The organism is Streptosporangium sp. NPDC051023 (genome assembly GCF_040689595.1).
GTDB lineage: Bacteria > Actinomycetota > Actinomycetes > Streptosporangiales > Streptosporangiaceae > Streptosporangium.
This window is the reverse complement of record NZ_JBFBCE010000013.1, coordinates 58,703-83,905: the sequence shown is the minus strand read 5'-3', so window position 1 is coordinate 83,905 and position 25,203 is coordinate 58,703. Positions and strand designations below refer to the sequence as shown.

The window sequence follows — 25,203 nt, the reverse complement described above, 5'->3', positions numbered from 1 at the left end:
GATGATTAGTGTAGTGAGTGTCTTTCAGACGTGTGCTACTCCGAACCGGCGCAAGGGCGGTCCCGCGGCCTCATGTCTCGATGGGCGTGATCCTTCCGGTGCGCACGTCGTAGACGGCGCCGCCGATGGCCAGGTTCTCCGGAAGGAACGGGCTCGTCCTGATGCGCGTCAGGTCGTGGCGCAGCGCCGCGCTCTGGTCGGGAACGGTGTGGAACTCCAGGCTCCGGGTGTCGACGCCGTGCTGCGCGGCAAGCTTGTGCACGTCGTCGTCGGTGGCCTTCGCCATGCCGCAGTCGGTGTGCGGCATGACGAGGACCCGGTTCACACCCAGCAGGTAGACCGCGAGCACGAGCGTCCGCAGCACGTCGTCGGTCACCCTGGCGCCCGCGTTGCGCAGGATCTTCGCGTCTCCGGCCTTCAGCCCGAACAGTCCGAGCGGGTCGATCCGCGAGTCCATGCAGGTGACAACCGCGAGACCGCGGGCTGCCCTGCCGGTGAGCTCGGAGTCGGTGAACGTTACGGAGAACTCCTTGTTGGCGGCCAGCAGGTCGTCGAAGGCACCCACGCAAACACCTTTCGGTCGGCAGAAACTATGGATTAATAATCCAACATGCCCGCTAAGTGACTTTTTCCGGGGCTGCCGTCTCGGCTGACTTCAGGAAGATCCCACAATCGTCACTCACGATGAGTGATGATGTCGTGACGCAAAGTCCGGGAATCTGGAGAGGGTCATGAGCAGGATCGCATCTCTGGCCGAATACCTGCGCGCGCAGGGCAGGCGGAAACTGGATCGAGTCGAGACCCGCGACGGCGGCCGCAACGCGCGTTCGGCGCTCGCCCTCCTCGACGCGGCGGCCTACACCGAGGCCCTCGGTGACGATGACCCACTCGTCGAGCTTCTCGTGGAGGCCGGATGTTTCGGCCCGCACGGGTTCGACGCCTTCCAGCCCGGTGAGCAGGTCACGCGGCTCGTCCGCTCCTGGGAGTCCGGTGAGCCCTGGCAGCTGCTGATGGCGATCCGGTTCGCCTTGCAGGGCACGCGCGCCTGACGGCGACGGCCCGGCTCCTCACACCGGCGAGTGACTGGCAGACTGCCGGCAACACCTCCACAATTTCGCTGCTGGTGTTGATCTAGGAGGGATCATGGCAATCGCGCGCATGAGATCGGTCGTCATCGACTGCCCGGACCCGAAGGGCCTGGCTGACTTCTACAGTGCGGTCCTGGGCTGGGAGGTGACCTCGGTCGAGGACGACTGGGTGGTCGTCACCGACGGGCGCCCCGAACGGCTCTGCTTCCAGCTGGCCGAGGACTACCAGCCGCCCCGCTGGCCCGACCCCGACAACCCCCAGCAGTTCCACATCGACCTCACCGTGGACGACCTCGCGGAGGCGGAGGCCGCGGTGCTCGCGCTGGGCGCGGTCAAGCACGCGCACCAGCCGAGTGAGGACGACGGCTTCCGTGTCTTCCTCGATCCTGCGGGACACCCGTTCTGCCTTCTGCGTATGAGGAGCTGACACCGCCTCTGGGCGCTCCGGGAGCCGTACGGAGACAGAAACACGGCCCCGGGAGGCGAGAGAGCGACCGAGAGGCGCGGGCTGGGGGACGCGTCAGGGAGCACCGCGCGGCTGTGACAGCCGGGTGTGGCGAGTACGGGTGCCGGGGTGACGGGAGGGAAAGGCAGAGCATGGCCGTCTAGAGCCTCTCAGGGGCCCCAGAGGCCCTGAGAGAACGGCCTGCGGCATAAGGGAAGCCCTGAAAGCGCGGCCTCTCAGCGGCGATCTCGAAGACGCGGCCCTGAGAGGCGTTCATGAAAGCGCGCGCTCCGGCCGGACATCCAGTTGTGTCGCGTGGGCCGTCGCGGACGGCAGCGGTCGTGAACGACGGCCCGAGACCTCCTGAGGCATCGCTCGGAGGCCTTCGCGGATGTCACCGGGGATCTTCTCCCGAGGCCGGGATCTCCGAGCTCACCGGCGGTCTCGCAGGCCTCTGCCCGGTTGCGGGCCGAGGCCTGCGAGACCTGGAGACTCCTCAAGGGAGCGAACCGGAGATCCCTTGGGGAAACGAGGGGTCACTCGTCTTCCGGGGCGGTCTCACCCGCGGTGGTGGTGCCTGAGGCGGCCTCGTCGGCGCCGGACGCGCCGAGGGCGCCGCCGACGGCCGCCACGGTGTGAGTGAGGCGGACGCCGGACCCGTCGCGGCGGCCCAACTCCTCGGGGAGCGGGACGGGCTTGCCGACGTTGGAGACCGCGCGTGCCGGGCCGGGGCCCGCCCAGGCGAGCAGCAGGACGTCCTCGCCCTTGAGGAACCGCTGGACCCGCACGCCGCCGGTCGCGCGCCCCTTGGCGGGGTATTCGACGTAGTCGGAGACCTTCGCGCCGCCGACCTGGGTGCCGGGTAGTGCGGTCGAGGACCCCGCGATCGTCACGACCCTGGACTCGCGGGCCGGGTCGACCACGCCGAACCAGATCACCTGGGCGCCGCCGTCGAGGCGGACGCCCGCCATGCCGCCCGCAGGACGGCCCTGGGGGCGGACGTTCGAGGCGGAGTAGCGGAGCAGCTGGGCCTCGGAGGTGATGAAGACCAGGTCGTGGTCCTCCGAGGTCAGCTCGACCGCCCCCACCACGGTGTCGCCTTCCTTCAGCCCGATGACCTCGAAGTCGTCGCGGTTGGCGGGATAGTCGGGGACGACCCGCTTGACCACGCCCTGCGCCGTTCCCAGCGCCAGGCCCGGCCCCTCCGGATCCAGCGAGCCGATGCCCACGACCGTCTCGCCCTGGTTCAGGGTGACGTACTCGGACACGGGGTGCCCGCCGGACAGCGACGGCGGGTTGGCGGACGGCGGCAGTGTCGGCAGGTCGACCACCTGGATCCGGATCATCCGGCCGTGGTTGGTGACCACGCCGACCTCTCCTCTGACCGTGCTGCGCACCACGGAGACCAGCACGTCGTGGGCGGAGCGGTCGCCGTCGCCCGCCAGTGGGGAGGCGTCGGACGTGCGGGCCAGCAGGCCGGTCGAGGAGAACAGCACCAGGCACGGGTCGTCGGCGACCTCCAGCGGCACGGAGACGTTCCTGGCGATGCCGGAGGACTCCAGCAGGACCGTACGGCGAGGCGTGCCGAAGGTCTTGGAGATCTGGCCCAGCTCGTCGGAGACGACCTTGCGGAGCTTGTCCTCCGAGGCGAGGATCTCGCTCAGCTCGGCGATCTCCTCCTCCAGGGTCTGCTTCTCCCTGTCGAGCTCCAGCTTGTCGAAGCGCGTCAGGCGGCGCAGCGGGGTGTCCAGGATGTAGTGGGCCTGGATCTCCGACAGTGCGAAGGTCTCCATCAGCCGCTGGCGGGCCTGGCCCGAGTCGTCCGAGGAGCGGATGACCTGGATGACCCGGTCGATGTCGAGCAGGGCGATGAGGAGGCCCTCGACGAGGTGCAGGCGCTCCTCGCGCTTGCGCCTGCGGTAGAGGGAGCGGCGCCGGATCACGTCGATGCGGTGGTCGACGTAGACCTGGAGCAGCTCACGCAGGCCCAAAGTGCACGGCTGGCCGTCGACCAGCGCCACGTTGTTGATGCCGAAGGTCTCCTCCATCGGCGTCAGCCGGTAGAGCTCCTCCAGCACGGCCTCGGGGATGAAGCCGTTCTTGATCTCGATGACCAGGCGCAGGCCCTTGTGCCGGTCGCTGAGGTCCTTCAGGTCGGAGATGCCCTGGAGCTTCTTGGCGGTGACCAGCTCCCGGATCTTGGTGACCACCCGCTCAGGGCCGACGTTGAAGGGAAGCTCGGTGACGATGATGCCCTTGCGCCTGGGGCTGACCTGCTCGACGGCGCACCTGGCGCGCATCCTGAAGGTGCCCCTGCCCTTGGCGTAGGCGTCGCGGATGCCGTCCAGGCCGATGATCGTGCCGCCGGTCGGCAGATCGGGGCCGGGCACGAAGCGCATCAGGTCGTCGAGCGTCGCGTCCGGCTTCTTGATCAGATGGCGGGCGGCGGCGATGACCTCGACCAGGTTGTGCGGCGCCATGTTGGTCGCCATGCCGACCGCGATGCCGGTCGCGCCGTTGACCAGGAGGTTCGGGAAGGCCGACGGCATGACCGTCGGCTCGGTCTCCTGCCCGTCGTAGTTGGGCTTGAAGTCGACGGTGTCCTCGTCGATCGACTGCACCATCGACATGGCCGCGGAGGCCAGCCGGGCCTCGGTGTAACGCATCGCGGCGGGCAGGTCGTCGGGAGAGCCGAAGTTGCCGTGCCCGTCGACCAGGGGCAGCCGCATGGAGAACGGCTGCGCCATGCGGACAAGCGCGTCGTAGATGGCGGTGTCGCCATGCGGGTGCAGCTTGCCCATCACGTCGCCGACGACCCGCGACGACTTCACGTGTCCCCGGTCAGGGCGCAGGCCCATCTCGCTCATCGAGTAGAGGATGCGGCGCTGGACCGGCTTCAGGCCGTCCCTGGCGTCCGGCAGCGCGCGCTGATAGATGACCGAGTAGGCGTATTCGAGGAAGCTGGTGCGCATCTCGGCGGAGACGTCGATGTCGACGATCCGCTCCTCGAAGTCACCGTCAGTCGGGGGTGTGGTCGTCCGTCGAGCCATCTGTTTTCCTGCGCGGGCGCCTCGGTTCTCTGACCGAGGGAGAAGCGCATCCTCCTTTTAGTCTTCGTGGTGTAACGGTAGCCGTCGGCGCGGTGCGGGAGCCTCGGGCCTGCGTGCAGGGTGTCGGTTGGTCCCGCGCCTGTGGCGAGGCGGCGTCCCGCGGTGTGCGGTGACGTGCCCTGCCCGCCCACGCGCGGGGGGCGAGATCATGGATGCGCCTCCTCGGTGGTGGCGGGACCGCTCATCTGTGTGCTCGACCCCGATCGACGTGACCGTACATCGTGTGGAGGCTCGCTACCATACTCACCGCTCCCGACAGTTCCGGGTCCCCTACTCGGGATCCGCCGAGGTGCCGGGGACGGGCAGCGAGCGGGGCCCGGCGCCGGGCCACGGACCGGGAGCGGGACCCTCGTACTCGTCTCCGGGGGCGTTGAGCGTGGTGTCGTAGATCCGGAACCCTCGTGCCCGGTAGTTGGCGAGCGCGTGCGGGCCGTCGAGGGAGCAGGTGTGCAGCCACACCCGCCGGGTCGGTTCCCGGTCCCGCGCGCGTTCCGCCAGGTCCCAGGCGCGGGCCGTACCGACCTCGAGAAGACGGCCGCCCAGACGTTTGCCCATCGCCCAGGGCATGAGGCCGAAGCAGCTGATCTCGACCGAGGCGTCCTCGCCCGGTACGAGTTCGACGTAGCCCGCGGGCGTGCCATGGTGGTAGGCGACCCAGGTTTCCACACCGCGTTCCAGCCAGTCGGCCCACTCCCGCCAGGTCCACGGCAGTCGCTCGGTCCAGTGCCAGTCGCCCCCGACGGCCGTGTTCAGGAACCGGCTGAACTCGGGGGAGACAACCTCGGCGCGCACGATGTCGACCTCGATCGCGGGCGGCTTCGCGGCGAGCAGGTCCGAGCGTGATGTCTGCTCGAGGTACCACGTTGTGACGTCCATAGTGAGATGCATCAAACCACGACGCGGAACCAGGTCGGCCCCCTGACCGGCGCGGGACCGCGCTCAGCGCCGGTTTCAGCGGCGATCCCGGCCGAGGGGAGAGTGCTCGTCCGGGTGCGCGTGTTTCACCACGCGGTACGGCTTTCGCTGCCCCGCAGGGGACACGGCATGATCGAAATCCATCCTTCCGCGTGCCGCCGCGGCCCCCGGACGGCGAGGAGAGGGCGGCCGGCACGCCGCTGTCACACGTGTGGACCCACAGCGGGGTCGCGCGAAAGACCTGATCGGCGAGGGGCGCTCGGCGGTCAGGCGCTCAGGAGCCGGTTCAGGAGCCGGACGCGCGGTAGGCCGCGACGGCCGCCGCCACGCTCGGATGCATCCGTCCTCCGGCGGACAGCCGTTCCCAGGCCCCGGTTCGCCGGAGAATCTCGGCCGGTTCCAGGCTCTCGATCGCGACCCGGAGGGCGAAGCCCTGCTGTTCCAGGGCCGCGTGGAGTTCCCCGAGCGCGGAGACCGCGGTGAGATCCATGCCGGGCACGCCGGTCAGGTCGAGGAGCACCGTGCGGGGCGGAGGAGCGGCGGCCTCGACGAGCGCTGTCACCCGCTCCGCGGCCCTGCGAGCGTTGGCGAAGTAGAGGCGGCTCTCGACGCGCACGATCAGCAGGCCTGGCTCGGTCTCGTCCGACGGATGACGCCCGAGGGCACGGTAGGCCCCGGTGTCCGGGTCGCGGCCGAGCGGGTAGACGGCCGGATCGTTCACCTGGTGCAGCAGCAGGAGCAGTGAGATGACGACCGCGGCTCCCACTCCCTGCATGATCCCGAAGCCGACCGCGACCAGCATCGTGACGCACGCGAGCGCGAACTCGGGTCGTGTGGCCCGCCAGATCGCCCTCAGCCCGCGGACGTCGACCAAGCGCACCGCGATGGTCAGGACGAGCCCGCCCAGCGCCGCCCTGGGCAGCGGGGCCAGGGCAGGGGCCAGGAAGAGCAGCACCACCGCCGCGCAGAGCGCGGTCACGAGCTCGGCCGTCTGGCTGCGGGCGCCTGCGGCGTCGTTCATCTCGCTCTGCGTCATCCCGCCCGCCGCGGGATAGGCCCTGAAGAGCCCGCCGGCGGCGTTCGCCAGCCCGAGCGCGAGCAGTTCCCTGTCGGTGTCGAGCGGAGGGTCCTCCCGGTGCCGGAAGATCCTCGCCGCGGTGATCGACTCCACGAAGGCGAGCAGCGCGACCCCGACGGCGGTCGGGGCCAGCGCCTTGACCAGACCGAGATCGGGAGGGAGCGGCGACGGCAGGCCGCTTGGCACCTCGCCGACCGTGGCCACGCCGTGCGAGGCCAGGTCCGCCACGGCGCCGACCAGCGTGACGACCACCATCGCGACCAGCGGCCCGGGAAGGCGGGGCGCCCGCCGCAGCGCGACGAGCAGCAGGATCGTCCCGCCCGATACGAGCATCGTGGGCAGGTGGGCCTCGCCCAGCTTGCCGAGAGCCGACAGCAGCCGGTCGAAGACCTTGTCCCCCTCTGTGCGGACACCGATCACCGTGCCGAGCTGCCCGGCCACGATGGACAGGCCGATGCCGCTCTTCACCCCGGTCATGACCGGTTCCGAGATGAAGTCGGCGAGAAACCCCAGCCGCAGGACGCCCGCCGCCACGAGGACGACCCCGGTCAGTACGGCCAGCGTCGCGGCGACCGTCGTCGGCGCCGTCCCCGCGGGCGCGAGGGCCAAGGCCGTCGCCGTCAACGCCGACAGGGTCGAGGTGGTGCTGACGGAGAGCGGGCGGGAGGTGCCGGTCAGCGCGTAGGCGATCATGGGGACGAGCGCGCAGTACAGCCCGGCCTGTACGGGAAGCCCGGCGATGGTGGCGTAGGCCGCGGCCTGTGGCAGGACGACGGCGGCCGTGGTCACCCCCGCGACCGCGTCGGCGCGCAGTGTGCTCCGGTCCGGCATGTGGATGATCGGCATGTGGCTGAGGCGCAACTTTCCTCGCGAGTCCCTGGCCGGTCATCTCACTCTGCTACCGCCGTCCGCGCGCGGCGCCAAAGCCCGCACGGCGGTTCGGTCAAACTTCGGCCATCCGCCGGGGCCTGGACCTGACGTCGGATGCGGGGGAGAGGCGGCAACGGCCTGGGCGGGGCCGGGCCCGAGGGGCGGAAGGAGGCAGGGGGATCGGAGCCGGGCAGGGGACCGCGGCGGGGTGGACCCGAAGGCGCGGGGACCGGCGGGAGCGTCCTGAGCGAAGTGAAACAGTCGCCGGGACCTGGTACCAATAGGCCGGTGAGCGAAGAGCAGATGCTGCGGGAAGAGGCCGAGGAGCGGCTGCGGGCGCTTGCGGGTGAGCACGCCCGGCTGCGCGAGGACCAGTGGGCGGCCATCAAGGCGCTGGTCATGGACCGCCGCCGGGTGCTCGTGGTGCAGCGGACCGGCTGGGGCAAGTCGGCGGTCTACTTCATCGCGACCGCGCTCCTGCGCGAGCTGGGTGAGGGGCCGACCGTCATCGTCTCGCCGCTGCTGGCCCTGATGCGCAACCAGATCGCCGCCGCGGAGCGGGCCGGGATCAACGCGGTCACGGTCAACTCCGCCAACCCGGAGGAGTGGGAGCAGATCTACGGCCAGGTCGCCGAGGGCCTGGTCGACGTGCTCCTGGTCAGCCCCGAGCGGCTCAACAACCCCGAGTTCCGTGACCGCGTCCTGCCCGAGCTCGCCGAGAGCGCGGGCCTGGTCGTCGTCGACGAGGCGCACTGCATCTCCGACTGGGGGCACGACTTCCGGCCCGACTACCGGCGGCTGCGCACCCTGTTCCAGGAGCTGCCCGAGGGCGTGCCGGTCCTGGCCACGACCGCGACGGCGAACGCCAGGGTCACCCACGACGTCGCCGAGCAGCTCAGCGTCGATCACGCGCACTCCCAGGACGACGCAACCCTGGTTCTGCGCGGCGCGCTCGAGCGCGAGAGCCTGCACCTGAGCGTCGTACGGCTGCGCGGCGCCGAGCAGCGCCTGGCCTGGCTCGCCCAGACGCTCCACGAGCTGCCGGGCTCCGGGATCGTCTACACGCTCACCGTGGCCGCCGCCCAGGAGATCGCGTCCTACCTGCGCGAGCAGGGGCACGAGGTGATCGCCTACTCCGGGCAGACCGAGCAGGCAGAGCGGCTCGCCGCTGAGCAGGCCCTGCTCGACAACAAGATCAAGGCGCTGATCGCGACCTCGGCGCTGGGCATGGGATACGACAAGCCCGATCTCGGCTTCGTCGTCCACGTCGGCGCGCCGCAGTCGCCGGTCGCCTACTACCAGCAGGTCGGCAGGGCGGGACGCGGGGTCGAGCGCGCGGAGGTGATCCTGCTGCCGGGCGCCGAGGACCGGGAGATCTGGGCCTATTTCGCCTCGCTGGCCTTCCCGCCGGAGCCGGTGGTGCGGGCCGTGCTCGCCGCCCTTTCCGAGGGCGGCGTGCTGTCGACGGCCGCGCTGGAGAACCGGGTCGACCTCAGCCGCAGCAGGCTGGAGACGATGCTCAAGGTCCTCGACGTGGACGGCGCGGTGCGCCGGGTCAAGGGCGGCTGGGAGGCGACCGGCGAGGAGTGGGGCTACGACGCCGACCGCTACGCCAGGGTCGCGGCCGAGCGCGAGGCCGAGCAGCGGGCCATGCTCGACTATCTCGAGACCACGCGGTGCCGTGAGGAGTTCCTCCGCCGCCGCCTCGACGACGAGACCGCCACCCCCTGCGGGCGCTGCGACAACTGCACGGGCGCGCACCGTTCGCCCGAGGTCGAGGCGCGCGCGGTCGAGCGTGCGGCCGAGAGTCTGCGCCGCCCCGGGGTCGAGATCGAGGCGCGCAGGCAGTGGCCCACAGGGCTGGCCGACCTCAGGGGGCGCATCAAACCCGAGCTGGGCGCCGAGCCCGGCAGGGCGCTGGGCCGCCTGACCGACATCGGCTGGGGCAACAGGCTGCGCGGGCTGCTGGCCGACGGTGCCCCCGACGGCCCGATCCCCGACGACGTCTTCGCCGCCGTGGTCAAGGTGCTGTCGTCCTGGGAGTGGGAGCAACGGCCTGTCGCCGTCGTCGGGGTTCCCTCGGCGACCCGTCCCCAGCTCGTCAAGAGCCTGGCCGAGCGGCTGGCCCAGGTGGGGCGGCTGTCCTACCTGGGTGATCTCGGCTACCGGTCGGGGCCGCCGGGGCGCCAGTTCAACAGCGCCCAGCGCGTCCAGGCCGTCCGCGCCACTCTCGCCATGCCCTCGGCGCTCGGCGCGGCCGTCGCGGAGGCGGGCGGCCCGGTCCTGCTGGTCGACGATCGCCTCGACACCGGCTGGACGCTGACCCTCGCCGCCGCCATGCTTCGCCACGCCGGAGCTCCCGCGGTGCTGCCGCTCACCCTCGCCGTCACCTCATAGGCGTGCCCAGCGTGGACGCACGGCGATCGCCGCTCCGGCTGCCGCGCGTCCCGTGTGGCTCCGCCGGGGCGAACGGCGGCATGGGCCCGTCCGACGTCACGGGACGGGCCGCAGACCCGTCGGCGCAGACCGGGCGGGTGCGGGTGGCGTAGGAACGCGCGGCCACGAGGAGGCCGACGCCCAGCCCGGCGAAGGCCAGCCCGCCGAACTCGGTCATCCAGGTGATGCCGGTGCCGTCGGTGAACGGCGGCCTAGGCTCGGGCTCGTCGCCCACACCGGCCAGGACCGGGGTGGCGATGAGGATGAGCGCCGTTCCGTACAGGGCCAGCGTGAAGCCTGCCAGCCAGGCCGGGATCAACGGCAGCAGACGTGGCACCCGCCGTCCGGCCAGGAACAGGGTCCACCGGGGGAACACCTGCCCCCACGGATGAACCAGGCCCAGCATGAGAAACCAGGCGAGCGCCGCCGACAGCACGGTGAAGTCGACGCCCACCAACGCCAGCGCCCTCATCAGCCACGATGCGCCGACGCTGGTTTCCTGCCACTGCTGGGAGGTGACACCGAGGGCGTCACCTCCCAGCGTCCAGATGGTCTTGACGGTCGCCCACGGCAGGACTCCGCTCATACCGGCGTAGACCGTGACACGGGTCCTCGCCGACGCCGTGGAGGCGGCCGGGCGGACCAGCGGGCCGTCGACACGGCCGGAATGCGCATGACCGCACCGCGGGCACCGGCCGCGTAGCCGTCGCAGGAAGGACAGGCCGGTGACCACGAGCAGCCCGGCACCGGTGACGTCCAGCAGCAGGTGGATCAGGCCGACGGCGTTCACCCCCGCTCCCGACCCCGAGATCAGGGACACGAACTCCATCGGCGCACCGAACGTCCCCAGGACGAACGCCGGGATCGCCACGATCAGCGGCACTCCCACCGCCCTCAGGGCGGGCCCGCCGCGGACGCGGGAACCGGCCAGGCAGGCCCCGGCGGCCAGGAGCGCCAGCCCCGCCAGGGCGAGCTGGAGCGCGGGCGGGAACAAACGACCCGCTCCGAGCGGCAGGGCCGTTCCGGTCGTCACCCAGGCGATCTGGACGGCGGCGTACAGCACCCCCCACACCGCCGCGGCGTACGGTGCCCATGACGGCCACCGGCGCAGGAACGCCGTCCATCCCGAATCCCCTGCCGGTGTCCAGGGGCCTGCCGGCGCCTGCGAGCCCGCGGGAACAGTCATCATGACCTCCAGGTGTCCACCACTGACCTGAAGATCACACGCCGCCCACCGCCGCCGCCTCCCTCACCCGGGCCATCCGTTTCCCCCACCAGGGGGATCCAGCATCGCACCGGAGCGGTGCGGGCGGCCAACGACAGCCGGGACGATCCCGGCGGTGACGCGGTGCGGTTCCGGTGAGGAAAAGGCGGGGCCGGAGGCGGGGGTTAGAGGCGGGGGCGGGCGCCCAGGTGGGAGATGGCCCTGGCGGCCAGGCGGCAGCCGGAGGCGAGGGCCTCCGCCGGGGGCTTGTTCTCAAGCCAGGGGGGCAGGAAGCCCGCGGTGAAGGCGTCACCGGCGCCGGTGCCGTCGACCACGCGCTCGACGCTCTCCGCGGGTGCCTGGACCGGCTCGGCGCGGCTGTTGGTGTACCACAGTGCGCCCTCGTCGTTGAGCTTGATGACGACCTGGGGGAACCAGGCGGTCAGCACCTTGGCGGCGGCCGCGGGGTCGTCACGGCCGGTCAGGACCTTGGCCTGGTCGGCGTTCGCGAACAGCAGCTTGGCGTTCTGGGTCCACTCGAGGAACGGCTCCGCGCCCGTGCGCTCCAGCGGAGCAGAGGAGGAGCAGTCGACCGAGACGGACATTCCGGCGCGGCGGGCCATCTCCAGGGCGGCGAGACCCGCCTCGCGGGAACCCTCGTTGATCAGGGTGTACCCGGACAGGTGCAGGTGACCGCCCTGGGTGAACAGGTCGCGAGGCAGGTCTTCCGGCGCCAGAGCAGCGTTCGCCCCCGGGTCGGACAGCATGGTGCGCTCGCCCTTGTGGGTGACGAGCACCACGCAGGTGCCGGTCGGCCGCTCGGGGTCCATGACGAGACGCGCGTCGACACCGTAGCCCATCAGCTCCATGTCGCGGTTTCTGCCGGTGATGTCGGCACCCCTGCGCCCGATGAAGGCCACCTCGGCGCCCTCGACCGCGAGCCAGGAGGCGATGTTCGCCCCAGAGCCACCGCCGTGCATGGTGACGATCGCCGGTGTGTCGCTGGCTCTTGCCAATGGGTAGCGAGCCCTCGCGACCGCGTCGGTCATGAGATCGCCCACCACGACCACCCGCGTCATGATGTCACCACCTTGCTGCCTTCGATGCTGAAGTGCCTCTAGCCGCGAAAAACTTAACAGCTTCCGGCCAGCGTATGGGGTCCGGACCGGACAGCGCGCCATAGTCGATGCACAAGCGTTGCGTGAACCTGCCGTAATCTGCCCGGCTGGTCTGGCATATGGGATTCACGTCTACTCTCGGGACTGTGGAGGCTGCTCAGTATCCCGCTCACTGGGAGGCGGACGTCGTCCTGTCGGACGGCGGAACCGCCCATGTACGCCCGATCCGGCCCGCGGACGCCGGCCGGTTGCGCTCGTTCTACTCCAGGCTCTCCGAGGAGTCGATCTACTTTCGCTTCTTCGGCCCCCGGCCCCGCCTCTCCGACCGTGAGATCACCCGCTTCACCAACGTCGACTACGTCGACCGCGTCGCGCTGATCGCGCTGATCGGCACGGAGATGGTGGCGGTGATCCGCTACGACCGGATCGAGCCGGGAGAGGCCGAGGTGGCCTTTCTCGTGGAGGACGCGCACCAGGGACGCGGGGTCGCCTCGGTGCTGCTCGAGCACCTGGCCGAGACGGCCAGGGAGCGGGGCATCACCCGGTTCGTCGCCGATGTGCTGCCCGCGAACCGCAAGATGATGGCGGTGCTCAAGCAGGTCGGCTACACCGCGCAGAGCCGGTTCGCCGACGGGGTCGTGCGGATGACCCTCGACCTCACCCCGACCGAGACCTCCCAGGAGGTGACGGCCTCTCGCGAGCACCGGGCGGAGTCTCGCTCGATCGAGCGGCTGCTCTCCCCGGGGTCGGTCGCGGTCGTCGGCGCGGGCAGGGAGCCGGGCGGCGTCGGCCAGACCGTGCTGCGTAATCTGCTCGCCGCCGACTTCACCGGCCCCGTCTACCCGGTGCATCGCGAGGCGCGGGCCGTGGCCGGGGTGCGGGCCTACCCCAGTGTGACGGCCATCGACGGCGAGGTGGACCTCGCGGTGCTGGCCGTACCCGCGGACGGGGTGATCGAGGTGGTCAAGGAGTGCGCGGAGAAGGGCGTGCGCGGGCTGATCGTGGTCTCCTCCGGGTTCGGCGAGACCGGCCCCGAGGGACGGGCCAGGCAGGACGAGCTGGTCCGTATCGCCCGTTCCTACGGCCTGCGCGTCGTCGGCCCCAACTGCCTCGGTGTCGCCAACACCGACCCCGCGGTCAGGCTGAACGCCACGCTGGCCGCGACCATCCCCGGGCAGGGCAGGGTCGGTTTCTTCAGCCAGTCCGGCGCCCTCGGCACCGCGCTCCTGCAGCGGGTCGCCCAGCGGGGCATGGGCATCTCCTCGTTCGTCTCCGCGGGCAACCGCGCCGACGTCTCGGGCAACGACCTGCTGCAGTACTGGGAGGAGGATCCGAGGACCGACGTGATCCTGCTCTATCTGGAGTCGCTGGGAAACCCCCGCAAGTTCGCCCGCCTCGCGCGGCGGATCTCCAGGCGCAAGCCGATCGTGGTCGTCAAGAGCGGCGGCACGACCCAGGGCGTGCCGAGGGGGCACGCCGCGCCCGTGCTCGGGCTGCCGGACACCGCGCTGAGCTCGCTGTTCGAGCAGGCGGGGGTGATCCGGGTCGACGACCTGATCCAGCAGTTCGACGTCGCGCAGCTCCTGGCCTACCAGCCGTTGCCCGCCGGGCCGAGGGTTGGCCTGGTCAGCAACTCCGACGCGCTGGCGCTGCTCGCGGTCGACGCCTGCGTGCGGGTCGGGCTCGACCCCAGGACGCCGGTCAACCTCGGCGCGCGGGCCGGGGCCGCCGAGTTCGGCGCGGCCCTGACCTCGGTGGCCCAGGACGTCGACGCCGTGGTCGTCATCTACATGCCCCCGATCCCCGGCCCGGCGGACGAGGTCGCCGCCGAACTGCTGAGGGTCTCTCGCGACTGTGGCAAGCCGGTGTTGGCCACGTTCGAGGGGAAGATCGGCGTGCCGCGCGGGCTGCGGACCGGCGCGGTGCCGGAGTGGGGGGCGATCCCGTCGTACGCCGCGCCGGAGGAGGCGGTCCGCGCCCTGGCCCACGTCGTACGGCACGCGCGCTGGCGCAAGCGGCCCGCGGGCCTGCCGGAGGAGATCGAGGGCGTCGACACCGCGGCCGCGCGGCGGCTCGTGCTGTCCAGGCTGGGGGAGGCGAAGCTCGAGGACAGGATGGACAGCAGCATCGAGGTCGACCCCTCGGAGTTGCTCGCCTGCTACGGGCTGACCGTGTGGGCCGCCGAGGTGGTCGCCTCCCCGGAAGAGGCCGTCGCGGCGGCGGAGCGGCTTGGCTGGCCGGTGGTGCTCAAGGCGGCCGACCCGGAGGCGGCCAAGCGCGCGGGAACGGTCAGGCTCGGCATCTCCGGGCCCGACGGGGTGCGTGAGGCCTTCGCGGGCCTGACAGAGCAACTCGGGCCGGGCGGGGTGCTCGCGGTGCAGCGGATGGCCCCGCAGCCCTCGGTGCCGACCGTGGTCAGCGTCATCGAGGACTCCGCGTTCGGTGCCGTCGTCTCCTTCGGGCTCGGCGAGGTCACCGCGCGCCTGCTGCGCGACGAGGCCTACCGGCTCGCGCCGCTGACGTCGGAGGACGCGGCGACGTTGGTCAGGTCGCCGCACGCGGCCCCCCTGCTCTTCGGCGAGTACGGCTACCCGCCGGTCGCGGTCGAGGAGCTGGAGGAGCTGCTGATCAGGGTCGGGCGGCTGGCGGACGATCTCCCCGAGGTGGCCAGGCTCGACCTCGACCCGGTGTTGGTCGGGGAGTCGGAGGTGATCGTGCTGGGGGCACGTGCCGTGCTGAGCAGCCCGGAGGGGCCGCGGGTCGACGCGGGGCCGCGCCGTCTCGGCTGAGCGGCGATCACATTTTGCGCCGATGGCCGAACCACGTGAGCTCCAGGCGAAAGCGTTGCCCCGGACAGGGCAGGATGGACCCATGAGGGAAACCCGACTCTCGGCCGCCGGTCTGCGTGACGCCATCGATCGCAGCGGCTACTATCCCGACCTGGTCGCCGACGCGGTTGACTCCGCCCTGGGCAAGGAGCAGGTGGGCGCCTACGTGGTGCACCACGAGGCCACTTTCGACCCGGCCATGGAAGTCCGCAGGCACGTCACCGTCCTGGTGCTCACTCCGAGCCGTCTGCTCGTCTGCCACACCGACGAGCACTCACCGGTCGAGGGGGTCTCGATTTCGCACGCGTCCACGACCACCGAGGCCGTGCGGCTGAGCAGGGTCCAGTCGGTCGCCGTGACCAGGGTCGTCCCCGACCCCGCCTCGTACGTGCCGGGCGTCCCGCCGACCGAGGTCACGCTCACCATCGGCTGGGGCGCCATCTCCCACGTCGATCTCGAACCCGCCACCTGCGGCGACGAGAACTGCGAGGCCGACCACGGATACACCGGTGCCATCACGGCCGACGACCTCTCCCTGCGGGTGAGCGAGGCGGCGGACGGCCCGGAGGCCGTCTCCCACGTGCTGGCCTTCGCCAAGGCACTGTCGGAGGCGACCGCCCGCGCCGCCTCATGACCGCCCCACTGGTCCCCGCGTACGGCACCGCCTCACTCGCGGACCTGTCCACCTCGCTGCTCGCCGTGCTCGGGATGGAGGCCACAGGGCCGCACGTCACGGGGCCCGGCGACGGCAACCCACTGGGCCTCGAACACGCGGGGCGCGTCCTGCTGTTCATCGTCGACGGCCTGGGCGCCGAGTTGCTGCGCGCCCATCCCGAGACGGCCCCGTTCCTGTCCGCGAGGCCGGCCAGGGTGCTCACCGCAGGCTTTCCCGCGACCACCGCGACCAGCCTCGGCACGCTGGGCACCGGACTGCCGCCGGGCGAGCACGGCATGCTCGGCTACCAACTCGCCGTGCCCGGCGCGGGTTACCTGCTCAACTGCCTGCGCTGGACCGCCGCGGGCCCCGTGGTCCACCCGGACGAGTGGCAGCCGACCCCGACCGTCTTCGAGCGCGCCGCCGCGGCGGGGATCTCCGTGCGCTATGTCGCCCCGTCCGAGTTCGGGCCGACCCCGTTCAACCGGGCCGTCTACCGTGGCGTCGGCTTCGTCGGCGCCGACACGCTCGACGACCGGGTCGAGGGCGTGCGTGAGGCGCTGGCCACGCCCCGCTCCCACGTGACGGTCTACTATGGCGACCTCGATGCCGCGGGCCACAGGTTCGGCTGGGGCTCCCCGCAGTGGCTCGAACGGCTCGCCATCGTCGACCGGCTGGCCGAGCGCCTCGCGGGCACGCTCCCGCCGGGCTCCGCGATGTACGTCACCGCTGACCACGGCATGGTCAACATCACCGAACTGATCGACGTGGACGGTCCCGCCGAGCGGGAGAGCGCGCTGCGCGAGGGCGTCGCCCTGCTCGGCGGCGAGAGCAGGGCCAGACACGTCTACACCGTCCCCGGCGCCGCGACGGCCGTGCTCGACGCCTGGCGTGACGTCCTCGCGGGGAAGGCGTGGGTTGTCTCCAGGGAGGAGGCCATCGAGTCCGGTTGGTTCGGACCCCGTGTGCGGTCCGGCTGGCTGCCCAGAATCGGTGATGTCCTCGCCGTGCCGTACACCGACTGCGCGATCGTCGCCTCGGTCGCGGAACCGATCGAGGCGTCGTTCATCGGCGCCCACGCGTCCCTGACCGCCGCCGAGCAGCATGTCCCCTTGCTGGAGGTAAGCACCCGATGAGCCCGCTGATCACCCCGTCCGAGCTGTCCGGACTGGCCGAGGCGACGATCCTGGACGTCCGCTGGAAGCTAGGCGGCCCGCCCGGGATCGAGGCGTACCGGGAGGGACACGTTCCCGGCGCCGTCTTCTGCGACCTGAACACCGACCTCGCCGCCTCCCCGGGGGCGCAGGGCCGTCACCCGCTGCCCGCCGCCGACCGGTTTCAGGACGCCATGCGCCGCCTGGGCGTCTCCGGCTCCCGCACGGTCGTGGTCTATGACGAGGCCGACTCGACCGCGGCCGCCCGGGCCTGGTGGACGTTGCGCCACTTCGGCCACCCCGACGTCCGGGTCCTGGACGGAGGCCTGCGCGCGTGGGTCTCCGAGGGGCTTCCCGTGGCCGGGGGCGAGCAGGAAACCGCTCCGGGCGACTTCGTCGCGCGTCCGGGCGGGATGCCCGTGCTCGACGCCGAGCAGGCCCTCGAGCTCGCCGCGGACGGGGTGCTCCTGGACGCCCGCGCCGCGGAGCGGTACCGGGGAGAGGTCGAGCCGGTCGATCCCGTCGCGGGCCACATCCCCGGCGCGGTCAGTGCCCCAACGGGCGAGAACGTCGACTCCGTCGGGCGCTTCCACTTGCCCGACTTCCTGCGCGAGCGGTTCAACACCCTCGGTGCCGTCCCCGGTGTACGGGTCGGCGCCTACTGCGGCTCCGGCGTGACGGCGGCCCACGAGGTGCTCGCCCTTGAGGTGGCGGGCATCCAGGGCGCCCTCTACGTCGGGTCCTGGTCCAACTGGGTGGCCGACCCCGCACGTCCCGTCGCCACCGGCTGACCCCCGCCCCGCGGCCTGCCACCCGGTCAACCGGCGGGCCGCGGACCGGCCGGACCACTCCGCCGACGGCCCCGGCTACTGATGATCTACGCGTGATGTCGCCGGGCAACCCGTTGTTCGCCAAGGTCAGAGCCACTCTCTGTGGCGATGTCTGTGGCGATGTCACGCGTTGGGATTCAGTGGTCCACGGGCGGGCCGCCGTATCCGAAGCAGACGAAACCGGCGACCGCCGTCCTCGCGCTCGCCGTGGCGAGCGCCTGGGCGGGGGAGTGGCCCGCGGCCAGCAGCTCGTGGAAGACCGTCATGAGCGCCAGGGTCTCCTCGTCGCGCACCGGGACCAGGCTGGCCACGACGCACTGCGTTCCCAGCGACAGGAAGGCGCCCGCCAGCCCCAGCGGGGCCCCGTCCGCGGGGGCGTGCGCCATGCCCGCCTCGCACGCCGACAGCACGACCAGCCGGGGCGGGGTGCGCAGCCGCAGCAGGTCGTAGGCCATCAGCCTGCCGTCGTCGAGGTCGATGCCGGACAGCAGCGGGCTGCGCGGGCAGAACGTGCCGTGCGCGGCCAGGTGCGCCACCTCGGCCCGCTCCAGCGCTGCGAGCACCGCGGGGCGCCGCGCCGCGATCCGCTCGGTGCCCGGATGGAGGTCGCCGACCATGTCCGCCTCAGCTTCGGCGCACCGCAGCCCTGGTCCGGCGACCGCCACGACCCTCCCGGTTCGTACGGCCCGCGCCCGCCGCCCGGCCAGCCAGGCGGCCGCACCGGAGGCGACCGAGACCTGGCGCCCGGTGTTCATCGGCAGGACCGGCCACGGCAGGGTGTGCAGCGCCCCCGTCGGCACCACGACCAGCGCCCTGTCGCGCAGGACGCCCAGCAGGGGGCCGAAGAGCAGCCGTCCGAGCACAGCCGCCTCCCCGGCGACGCCGCAGGCCCTCCCGTCTCGCAGATGCGCCCTGCGCAGGCCGTACCTGAGCCTGACCGTGGCCTCCGCGACGGCCGAGAAGGAGCCGAGGCGGCGCAGCACGACGCGCTCCGGGGCGACCGCGACGGCGACCAACTCCTCGCCGTTCCTGGCGAACTCGACCAGGATCGCGTCACCGAGCGCCGCTCTGAGCTCGCCGACGCCGGGGGCGAGGGGCCGTCCCGCACCTCCCGTGACAGCCCGCCATCGTTCGGCCCAGGCCAGGAGCGTCCGGCCCCGCCCCGTCCGCAGGGCCAGGGTGAGTCCGAGCCCGGCCAGCGGCTCAGCGGCCCTGGCGGCGTGGGCACGCACCATCGGATCCTCCAGCGCCACCGTACGGGCGCCCGCCTCGGTCAGCCCGGCCCTGATCGATGCGAAGGCACCGCGTCTGTTCCCGGCCAGCTCCCGCGTGAGCGCCGTCGCGTGCCGGGAGACCAGCCCGGGACCGCTCCGCATGAGACGGGCGAGCTGGTCGTCCGCCGCCGTGCGGTCACCGATCCGGAGCGCGACCTCGGCGGCGGTGAGCCTGAGCCCCCCGGAAACCTCCCGGTGGCCCGCGCCGTCGAGGGCGTCGGCGCACGAGAGCAGCTCAGCGAGCAGTTCTCCCGTCGGCGGGCCGAGCATCAGCCGGGCCCGCAGGAGGATCTCGGCCGCGAGCGGGACCAGGACGGCGCGGCCCTGCGCCGCCAGGCCCGTCGCGGCCCGCTCCGCGCTCTGCAGCGCGCGGTGGGGGTCGCCGGTGCGCAGTTCGGCCCTGGCGAGCAGGAGAAGGGCCTCGGCGAGGGCCACCTCCGCGCCCGCCGCGGCCAGCTCGGGCGCCGCGAGGTCGAGCAACACCCGCGCCTCACCCGGCAGATGGGCCGCGATCAGCGCCTCCGCCAGGTCACAGCGCATCGTGGCCAGACGCTCGGGAAAGCCGAACAGGCTGTTCTCGGCGCGCCGGTAGGCGGCGAACGCGGCGGGCAGGTCCCCGCGCCGCGCGGCCAGGAAGGGCAGGTTGCCCTCGGCGAGGGCGAGCACGTGGCTGAGGCCCGCCTGCCTGGCCAGCTCCGCGCAGCGGGTCAGGTCGGCCTCCGCGGTGTCGAAGTCACCGAGGAAAACCCGAGCCAACCCCCGGTTCAGCATCGCTCCCGCCAGGAACCTGGCGTCGCCGCCGAGGAGACCGACCGCGCGGTCGCAATGGTCGGCGGCCTCGGCGTAGCGGCCGAGCCTGGCCAGGGCGACGGCTCGATGGACGCCGAGCTTGGCCACCTCGACCGGGCTGAGGTGGGGCTCGGCGGCCGCGGCGACGGCGAGGGCCTGCCGGGGGCGGCCGAGCTCCGCGCTGACGTGGACCAGAGAGAGGCGGGCCTGCGCCGCCCTGTGCCGCAGGCCCGCCGACAACGCGATGCTTACGGCCCTGTGCAGGTGCCTCTCGGCCAGCGGCAGGTCTCCCAGCTCCCTGGCGGCCACCCCCAGCGCCCGGTGGGCGACCGCCGCGGCCTCGTCCGCCAGGCCCGTCCTCGCCCAGACGCGGTTCGTCGTTTCCATGTCCGGGAACGTCGTTGTCGCCGCGGGGCCTGTTGTTTCCACGTCCAGGAACGTTGTTGTTCCCGTGTGATTCGTCGTTTCCATGTCTGGGAAGGTTGTTGTTCCCGCGAGACCAATTGCCTCCATGTCTGGGAACGTCGTTGTTCCCGCGAGACCCGTTGCCTCCATGTTCGGGAACGTCGTCGTTCCCGCGTGATCCGCCGTCTCCGTTTCCAGGACGCGGCATATCGCCGCTCCGGCAGGATGGGCCGCCTCCGGGGCCGTCCCGGCGGGATCTTTGGCCTCCAGGGCCGGGTCGGCCACCGCCATGGCCTGGCCCGCCATCATGGAGCGGAGCACGTGGCGCGCCAGCTCCCTGGCCCCCGCCGGGTCACTGCCGGACAGGTCCAGCGCCCGCTCCGCGGCGGCGATCGCGTCGTCGAGGGTCACCTACGGACGGATCCGGGTCCAGCTGGTGACGACCGGGTAGTGCCCAGGGCGCCTGCACACCACGCTGAACCAGCCGGGAGGTAGTCCCGTGACGGCGAACTGGCCCGTCGCGGAGACCTCGCGTGACTGGGTGAGGTGTGGTGTGCGCACCTCGACCGTCGTGCCCGCCTCGGGAAGGGGCGACACCTGCCCCGCCAGGTCGACCAGGCCGTCAACCGAGGTGACCTCCAGCTCGACGGTGAGATCGGCGGCGGTGAAGCGCAGCAGCCGCGCCTCTTCGGCGGACCGGACGCCCAGCGGGGCGGCGGTGGCCGTGGGCACCGCCGCCGCGGCGCCGGGCACCCGCAGGCCGAAGACCGCCCTGGCCGCGGCCAGGATGTGCGCGGGCACGGGGTCCCTGCCCGCCGCCAGGCGGAGCGCGGCGACCAGGGACTCGTCGTCGATCGCGGGTGGATGTCGGGTCACGGTTGCGCCTCCTGGGCGGTGAGCATGGTGCGTAGCCGGTTCAGGCAGCGGCCCCGGGTCGGGCCGTAGCTGCCACTGGGCATGCCCAGCCGTCCGGCCAGCTGGTGGACCCCCGCGTCCGGCGCGGTGGCCATCAGCAGGAGCAGCGAGCGGCAGGGCTCGTGCATCGCCTCAACCGCCCGCCACAACCGGCGGCCCTCGTCGGCGGAGAGCACGGTCAGTGCCGGATCGGGATGGACGTGCCCGGCCCGTGGCGGGCCGGAGTCGGCGTGCTCGGTGGCGGCGGGATCCGCGATGAGTCGTTCGCCCCGGTTGCGTCTGCTCAGGAGGGAGGCCTCACGCCTGGCCGTGGTGAGCAGCCACGAGCCGATCCGGTCGGGGTCGCGGATGGTGTGCAGGTTCTCGACCAGCCGCAGCCACGTCCCCTGCACCGCGTCCGCGGCGTCCGCCGCGCTCAGGCCGTAGGCGCGGACCACCGACCAGAGCCTGCCGGAGAAGCGGGCCACCAGCGCGTCCCACGCCGCCTGGTCGCCTGCCAGTGCGGCGTCGATCGTGTGCTGGTCACTCACCGGCGCCTCCGAGACCACGTCGAACACACTCTGTGTTCACGTGAAGACTTTGGGTGAGACTTTACCTTGACGTGGGCACGACAACCCCCAGATCGGGAATTTGCCGGGTTCGCAGGGGATCGAGGACGTGCGCGGCGGCCTCCTTCGGCGCCCGCTCCCCGGCCGCGGCGGCGATCGCTCCGCTGACCACGGCGGCCGCGAAGGACGTCCCGCTCCATCTGGCATAGCCCTGGAACGCCCCGTGCTCCAGGAATGCGCTTTCCAGCCATTCGCCGCGGGCGCAGGCGTCCACCCACGGGCCGTGGGCCGAGAACGGCGCCCTGGCCTCCTCCGCCGCGTCCAGCGCCCCGACGGCGATCACCCCGGGCAGCGCGGCGGGCCAGAACGGGCGCGCGGAGGCCGTGTTGCCCGCGCAGGCGACCACGGCCGTGCTCGTCAGCCCGGCCAGCGCGGCCTCGACCAGCGGGGAGGGCCGGTCGTCGAAGGTGTGCCCGCCGAAGGACAGGTTGAGGACCTCCGGCGGGTCGCTCCTGAGCCTGCCCAGGACGCGCAGCAGTCCCGCCTCGTCCCCGACGCCCTGACCGTCCAGCACCCTGAGCGGGCGCACCCGCGCCCCGGGGGCCGACAACAGGATCAGACCGGTGACGAACGTGCCGTGTCCCGCCTGGGCGTCCAGCAGGCCGTCGCCGTCCGCGTCGGGCACCTCGGCGGCGTCCTGCCGCCGCTCCCTGAACCAGGGGCGCTCGCGCCACCAGGGGTGCGCGGCCAGGCCGGTGTCGGCGACCGCAACCGTCACCGCGCTCCCGCCGGGTCCCTCGGTCTCGGGGGCGGGCAGGGGGTCCGCGGGGAAGGGGCGGGACGCGGGCCCTCCGAAGAACAGGGGCTGGCCGACCAGGACGTGGTTGGGGGACGCCATGTGACCTTGGTCACGTAGCGTGGCCACCGCATCGCAGACGTCGACGCCGGGTGAGAGCCGTACACGGAAGATCCCGTCCGCCTCGGCCACCGCGGTCGTCCACCGGGCCGCGGCCGTCGCCCCGGAGGCGTCGGTGAGCAACTGACCGGGCCTGATCAGCGCGAGTGCTCCCGAGACGTGCTCTACCCGTTTGATATCGACGTCCATCCGGCACTCCAGGGTTGATCACCAGGTCGATGGGTGTTTTCCTTTCTGAGGATGCCGCAGTCGCGCCTCCGCGTCGCAACATCTCGGTATGACCCCCCTCTGGTGCGGCGTCACAACCGACGGTAGTCTCTCCTTCAGTCACTTGTGATCATCCTGGCGAGGCCGTTGGGGAAGGCGCACCTCGTACGAAACGGGAGGTCCGGTGTCTGCTCGTGGCGTGCTTTACGTCCACTCAGCTCAGCCTGCGCTGTGCCCTCATATTGAATGGGCAGTCGCAGGTGTCCTTGGCGTGCCCGTAGACCTGACCTGGACTCCACAGCCCGCCGCGCCCGGTCACGTGCGCGCCCAGGCCGAGTGGGAGGCCAGACAGGGGACCGCGGCGGCCATCACGTCGTCGTTGATGGGCTGGCAGCGGATCCGCTTCGAGATCACAGAGGACGCCTCACCGGGCGCCGACGGGTCACGGCACGCCTACACCCCGTCACTCGGCGCCTTCACGGCGGTGATCGGGGCGACGGGCGACATCCTGATCCCCGAGGACCGGCTGCGTTCGGCCATGCTGATGGCGCGGCAGGGCAGGGTGGTGCTGGAGGAGGAACTGGACCGCATGCTCGGCAAGCAGTGGGACGCCGAGCTCGAGTCCTTCCGTTACGCGGGAGAGGGTGCCCCGGTTCGCTGGCTGCACGCCGCCGTGTGACCCGGCGGGGGCTCGCGCCCGCCCCCGGACGTCACGCACCGTGACCGCTCACGGGAACGCGGCGGCCCGCCCGGCCCCGTGTCGCGCGCCGTCACGAGGGAGCGTTCGGCGTGCCGTTCGCCGCAGTGGGAAACACGACGCCTCCGTGTGAGGGGGAGTCGGCACGCCGCCCACCATGGCGGGAACACGACGCCTCCGCACGAGAGTGTGCCCGGCGCGCCGCCCGTCGTGGCGGGAACACGACGCCCCCGTACGGCGGGCCGTACGGGGGCATGGTGAGACGGGCGGAGTGGTCAGCTCGCGGCGGTCACAACGGGATGTTGCCGTGGGCGCCGCGGGCCGGGGTCGCCTGGGCGAGGACCTTGGCGATCGCTCCCCGGGTCTCCTCCGGCTTGATGACCTCGTCCACGACGCCGAGCTCGATGGCCCGCTGGAGCCCGCCGGCGAGGATCTCGTGCTCCTCGGCGAGCTTGGCCTCAAGGGCGGCGCGCTCCTCCTCCGGCGCCGCCGCCAGCTCGCGCCGCTTCAGGACGCGCACCGCGGCGACCGCGCCCATGACCGCGATCTGGGCGGTCGGCCAGCCGAAGACCTTGGTCGCGCCCAGCGAGCGGGAGTTCATCGCGACGTAGGCGCCGCCGTACGCCTTGCGGGTCACCAGGGTGATCCGCGGCACCGAGGCCTCCGCGAAGGCGTGCAGGAGCTTGGCGCCGCGGCGGACCACGCCGTCGTGCTCCTGGCCGACGCCCGGCAGATAGCCGGGGACGTCGACGAGCACGACCAGCGGCACGCCGAAGGCATCGCACATGCGGACGAACCGCGCCGCCTTCTCCGCGGAGGCCGAGTCAAGGCAGCCGCCGAGGCGCAGCGGGTTGTTGGCGATCACACCGACGGTCCTGCCTCCGAGGCGGCCGAGCGTGGTGACGACGTTCGGCGCCCACTTGGTGTGCAGCTCGACGCCGGGCTCGTCCAGCAGCCCGTTGACCAGCGGCTTCACGTCGTACGCGCGGCGGACGTTCTCCGGCAGCAGGCCGGAGAAGTCGACCTCCTCGACCTCGGTGCGGACCCGGCCCTGGTGGCCGAGGAGCACCGCCAGGCGCCTGGCCTGGACGTAGGCGTCGGTCTCCGTCTTGGTGACGATGTGCACCACGCCGCTGCGCTTGCTGTGCGGCTCGGGACCGCCGAGGGCGGCCATGTCGATCTGCTCGCCGGTGACGCTGCGGACCACGTCGGGGCCGGTGACGAAGATGCGACCCTCGTCGGCCAGGATCACGATGTCGGTCAGCGCGGGGCCGTAGGCGGCGCCGCCCGCCGCGGGGCCGACGACGACGGAGAGCTGCGCAATCACGCCGGAGGCCCGGGTCATCGCTGCGAAGACGCGGCCGACCGCGTGCAGCGACTCCACGCCCTCGGCGAGCCGGGCGCCACCCGAGTGCCACACGCCGATGACCGGGACCCGCTCGCGGACCGCGACGTCGTAGGCGTGCACGATGTGCTCGCAGCCCTCACTGCCCATGGCGCCGCCCTGGACGCGGGCGTCGCTGACGAACGCCACGACCGGAACGCCCTCGACGCGGCCCGTCGCGGAGAGGACCCCGCTGCGGTCAACAGGGGAGATCAGCCTGATCGAGCCCTCGTCGAGAAGGGCCTCGAGGCGCACCTGAGGATCGCGAGGATCGGTCCCCTCCTTCTCGGCGGCGTCGGTCACCCCCCTGTTGTCGAGCACGGTCATCACGGGCCCC

19 protein-coding genes are annotated in these 25,203 nt (G+C 72.2%); 8 read left to right on the top strand and 11 right to left on the bottom strand.

What is annotated here, in order from left to right; all coding sequences use genetic code 11:
* Positions 1-70: 70 nt before the first annotated feature.
* Positions 71-565 (bottom strand): carbonic anhydrase, encoded by a 495-nt coding sequence (locus AB0395_RS11350; RefSeq protein ID WP_366279348.1) that lies wholly within the window; start codon positions 563-565, stop codon positions 71-73.
* Positions 566-731: 166 nt separating this feature from the next.
* Here AB0395_RS11350 and AB0395_RS11345 point away from each other — a divergent pair, with 166 nt between their 5' ends.
* Positions 732-1,049 (top strand): hypothetical protein, encoded by a 318-nt coding sequence (locus AB0395_RS11345; RefSeq protein ID WP_366279346.1) that lies wholly within the window; start codon positions 732-734, stop codon positions 1,047-1,049.
* Positions 1,050-1,143: 94 nt separating this feature from the next.
* Positions 1,144-1,515: a VOC family protein gene (locus AB0395_RS11340; protein ID WP_366279344.1), complete on the top strand. Its 372-nt coding sequence runs from the start codon at positions 1,144-1,146 to the stop codon at positions 1,513-1,515.
* Between the two features lie 554 nt (positions 1,516-2,069).
* Here AB0395_RS11340 and AB0395_RS11335 read toward each other — a convergent pair.
* The 3 genes from AB0395_RS11335 to AB0395_RS11325 all read right to left on the bottom strand — a co-directional run bounded on the left by AB0395_RS11335 (position 2,070) and on the right by AB0395_RS11325 (position 7,482).
* Positions 2,070-4,583 carry a DNA topoisomerase IV subunit A gene (locus AB0395_RS11335; RefSeq protein ID WP_366279341.1) on the bottom strand — a complete coding sequence of 838 codons (2,514 nt, stop codon included), beginning with the start codon at positions 4,581-4,583 and terminating at the stop codon, positions 2,070-2,072.
* Positions 4,584-4,913: 330 nt separating this feature from the next.
* Positions 4,914-5,519: a GNAT family N-acetyltransferase gene (locus tag AB0395_RS11330; RefSeq protein ID WP_366279339.1), complete on the bottom strand. Its 606-nt coding sequence runs from the start codon at positions 5,517-5,519 to the stop codon at positions 4,914-4,916.
* Between the two features lie 325 nt (positions 5,520-5,844).
* On the bottom strand, positions 5,845-7,482 hold the full coding sequence (locus AB0395_RS11325; RefSeq protein WP_366279337.1) for a SulP family inorganic anion transporter: 1,638 nt from the start codon (positions 7,480-7,482) through the stop codon (positions 5,845-5,847).
* A gap of 327 nt (positions 7,483-7,809) precedes the next feature.
* On the opposite strand from AB0395_RS11325, the gene AB0395_RS11320 reads away from it, so the two are divergent.
* A complete protein-coding gene (locus AB0395_RS11320) occupies positions 7,810-9,903 on the top strand; it encodes a RecQ family ATP-dependent DNA helicase (RefSeq protein WP_366279489.1) in 2,094 nt (697 codons plus the stop codon).
* Here the strand turns inward: AB0395_RS11320 and AB0395_RS11315 are convergent.
* Positions 9,893-11,131: a hypothetical protein gene (locus AB0395_RS11315; RefSeq protein WP_366279333.1), complete on the bottom strand. Its 1,239-nt coding sequence runs from the start codon at positions 11,129-11,131 to the stop codon at positions 9,893-9,895. The genes AB0395_RS11320 and AB0395_RS11315 overlap by 11 nt on opposite strands.
* 200 nt (positions 11,132-11,331) lie before the next feature.
* Positions 11,332-12,225, bottom strand: a complete 894-nt coding sequence (locus AB0395_RS11310) for a sugar kinase (RefSeq protein ID WP_366279330.1) — start codon at positions 12,223-12,225, stop codon at positions 11,332-11,334.
* A gap of 158 nt (positions 12,226-12,383) precedes the next feature.
* On the opposite strand from AB0395_RS11310, the gene AB0395_RS11305 reads away from it, so the two are divergent.
* From AB0395_RS11305 to AB0395_RS11290, 4 genes are all read left to right on the top strand, one after another.
* The gene (locus tag AB0395_RS11305) at positions 12,384-15,053 is read left to right on the top strand and encodes a bifunctional GNAT family N-acetyltransferase/acetate--CoA ligase family protein (RefSeq protein WP_366279328.1); all 2,670 of its coding nucleotides are present in this window, start codon (positions 12,384-12,386) and stop codon (positions 15,051-15,053) included.
* Between the two features lie 82 nt (positions 15,054-15,135).
* Positions 15,136-15,726, top strand: coding sequence for a DUF5998 family protein (locus tag AB0395_RS11300; RefSeq protein ID WP_366279326.1), 591 nt, complete (start codon positions 15,136-15,138; stop codon positions 15,724-15,726).
* A complete protein-coding gene (locus AB0395_RS11295) occupies positions 15,723-16,883 on the top strand; it encodes a nucleotide pyrophosphatase/phosphodiesterase family protein (RefSeq protein ID WP_366279324.1) in 1,161 nt (386 codons plus the stop codon). Before AB0395_RS11300 ends, AB0395_RS11295 begins: the two co-directional genes overlap by 4 nt.
* On the top strand, positions 16,880-17,692 hold the full coding sequence (locus tag AB0395_RS11290) for a sulfurtransferase (protein WP_366279322.1): 813 nt from the start codon (positions 16,880-16,882) through the stop codon (positions 17,690-17,692). The genes AB0395_RS11295 and AB0395_RS11290 overlap by 4 nt, the downstream gene beginning before the upstream one ends.
* Before the next feature lie 176 nt (positions 17,693-17,868).
* Here the strand turns inward: AB0395_RS11290 and AB0395_RS11285 are convergent, their stop codons facing one another.
* The 4 genes from AB0395_RS11285 to AB0395_RS11270 form a co-directional block, all read right to left on the bottom strand.
* Positions 17,869-20,610, bottom strand: a complete 2,742-nt coding sequence (locus tag AB0395_RS11285) for a CHAT domain-containing tetratricopeptide repeat protein (protein WP_366279320.1) — start codon at positions 20,608-20,610, stop codon at positions 17,869-17,871.
* Entirely contained in the window at positions 20,611-21,075 is a 465-nt protein-coding gene (locus tag AB0395_RS11280; RefSeq protein ID WP_366279319.1) for a hypothetical protein, read from the bottom strand. It abuts the gene before it with no gap.
* The gene (locus AB0395_RS11275; protein ID WP_366279317.1) at positions 21,072-21,644 is read right to left on the bottom strand and encodes a sigma-70 family RNA polymerase sigma factor; all 573 of its coding nucleotides are present in this window, start codon (positions 21,642-21,644) and stop codon (positions 21,072-21,074) included. The genes AB0395_RS11280 and AB0395_RS11275 overlap by 4 nt, the downstream gene beginning before the upstream one ends.
* A gap of 61 nt (positions 21,645-21,705) precedes the next feature.
* Entirely contained in the window at positions 21,706-22,767 is a 1,062-nt protein-coding gene (locus AB0395_RS11270) for a S8/S53 family peptidase (RefSeq protein WP_366279314.1), read from the bottom strand.
* A gap of 202 nt (positions 22,768-22,969) precedes the next feature.
* Here AB0395_RS11270 and AB0395_RS11265 point away from each other — a divergent pair, with 202 nt between their 5' ends.
* On the top strand, positions 22,970-23,464 hold the full coding sequence (locus AB0395_RS11265; RefSeq protein WP_271220376.1) for a DUF3145 domain-containing protein: 495 nt from the start codon (positions 22,970-22,972) through the stop codon (positions 23,462-23,464).
* A gap of 307 nt (positions 23,465-23,771) precedes the next feature.
* On the opposite strand, the gene AB0395_RS11260 is transcribed toward AB0395_RS11265, so the two are convergent.
* Complete coding sequence (locus tag AB0395_RS11260; RefSeq protein ID WP_366279311.1) at positions 23,772-25,193, bottom strand: carboxyl transferase domain-containing protein; 1,422 nt, start codon at positions 25,191-25,193, stop codon at positions 23,772-23,774.
* Between the last annotated feature and the right edge of the window lie 10 nt (positions 25,194-25,203).

What these genes read in the sequence shown, in the direction of transcription:
- AB0395_RS11345 (WP_366279346.1), top strand. Translation starts at nt 732, where the DNA reads ATGAGCAGGATCGCATCTCTGGCCGAATACCTGCGCGCGCAGGGCAGG.
- AB0395_RS11340 (WP_366279344.1), top strand. Translation starts at nt 1,144, where the DNA reads ATGGCAATCGCGCGCATGAGATCGGTCGTCATCGACTGCCCGGACCCG.
- AB0395_RS11335 (WP_366279341.1), bottom strand. Translation starts at nt 4,583, where the DNA reads ATGGCTCGACGGACGACCACACCCCCGACTGACGGTGACTTCGAGGAG.
- AB0395_RS11330 (WP_366279339.1), bottom strand. Translation starts at nt 5,519, where the DNA reads ATGGACGTCACAACGTGGTACCTCGAGCAGACATCACGCTCGGACCTG.
- AB0395_RS11325 (WP_366279337.1), bottom strand. Translation starts at nt 7,482, where the DNA reads ATGCCGATCATCCACATGCCGGACCGGAGCACACTGCGCGCCGACGCG.
- AB0395_RS11320 (WP_366279489.1), top strand. Translation starts at nt 7,810, where the DNA reads ATGCTGCGGGAAGAGGCCGAGGAGCGGCTGCGGGCGCTTGCGGGTGAG.
- AB0395_RS11315 (WP_366279333.1), bottom strand. Translation starts at nt 11,131, where the DNA reads ATGATGACTGTTCCCGCGGGCTCGCAGGCGCCGGCAGGCCCCTGGACA.
- AB0395_RS11310 (WP_366279330.1), bottom strand. Translation starts at nt 12,225, where the DNA reads ATGACGCGGGTGGTCGTGGTGGGCGATCTCATGACCGACGCGGTCGCG.
- AB0395_RS11305 (WP_366279328.1), top strand. Translation starts at nt 12,384, where the DNA reads ATGGGATTCACGTCTACTCTCGGGACTGTGGAGGCTGCTCAGTATCCC.
- AB0395_RS11300 (WP_366279326.1), top strand. Translation starts at nt 15,136, where the DNA reads ATGAGGGAAACCCGACTCTCGGCCGCCGGTCTGCGTGACGCCATCGAT.
- AB0395_RS11295 (WP_366279324.1), top strand. Translation starts at nt 15,723, where the DNA reads ATGACCGCCCCACTGGTCCCCGCGTACGGCACCGCCTCACTCGCGGAC.
- AB0395_RS11290 (WP_366279322.1), top strand. Translation starts at nt 16,880, where the DNA reads ATGAGCCCGCTGATCACCCCGTCCGAGCTGTCCGGACTGGCCGAGGCG.
- AB0395_RS11270 (WP_366279314.1), bottom strand. Translation starts at nt 22,767, where the DNA reads ATGGACGTCGATATCAAACGGGTAGAGCACGTCTCGGGAGCACTCGCG.
- AB0395_RS11260 (WP_366279311.1), bottom strand. Translation starts at nt 25,193, where the DNA reads ATGACCGTGCTCGACAACAGGGGGGTGACCGACGCCGCCGAGAAGGAG.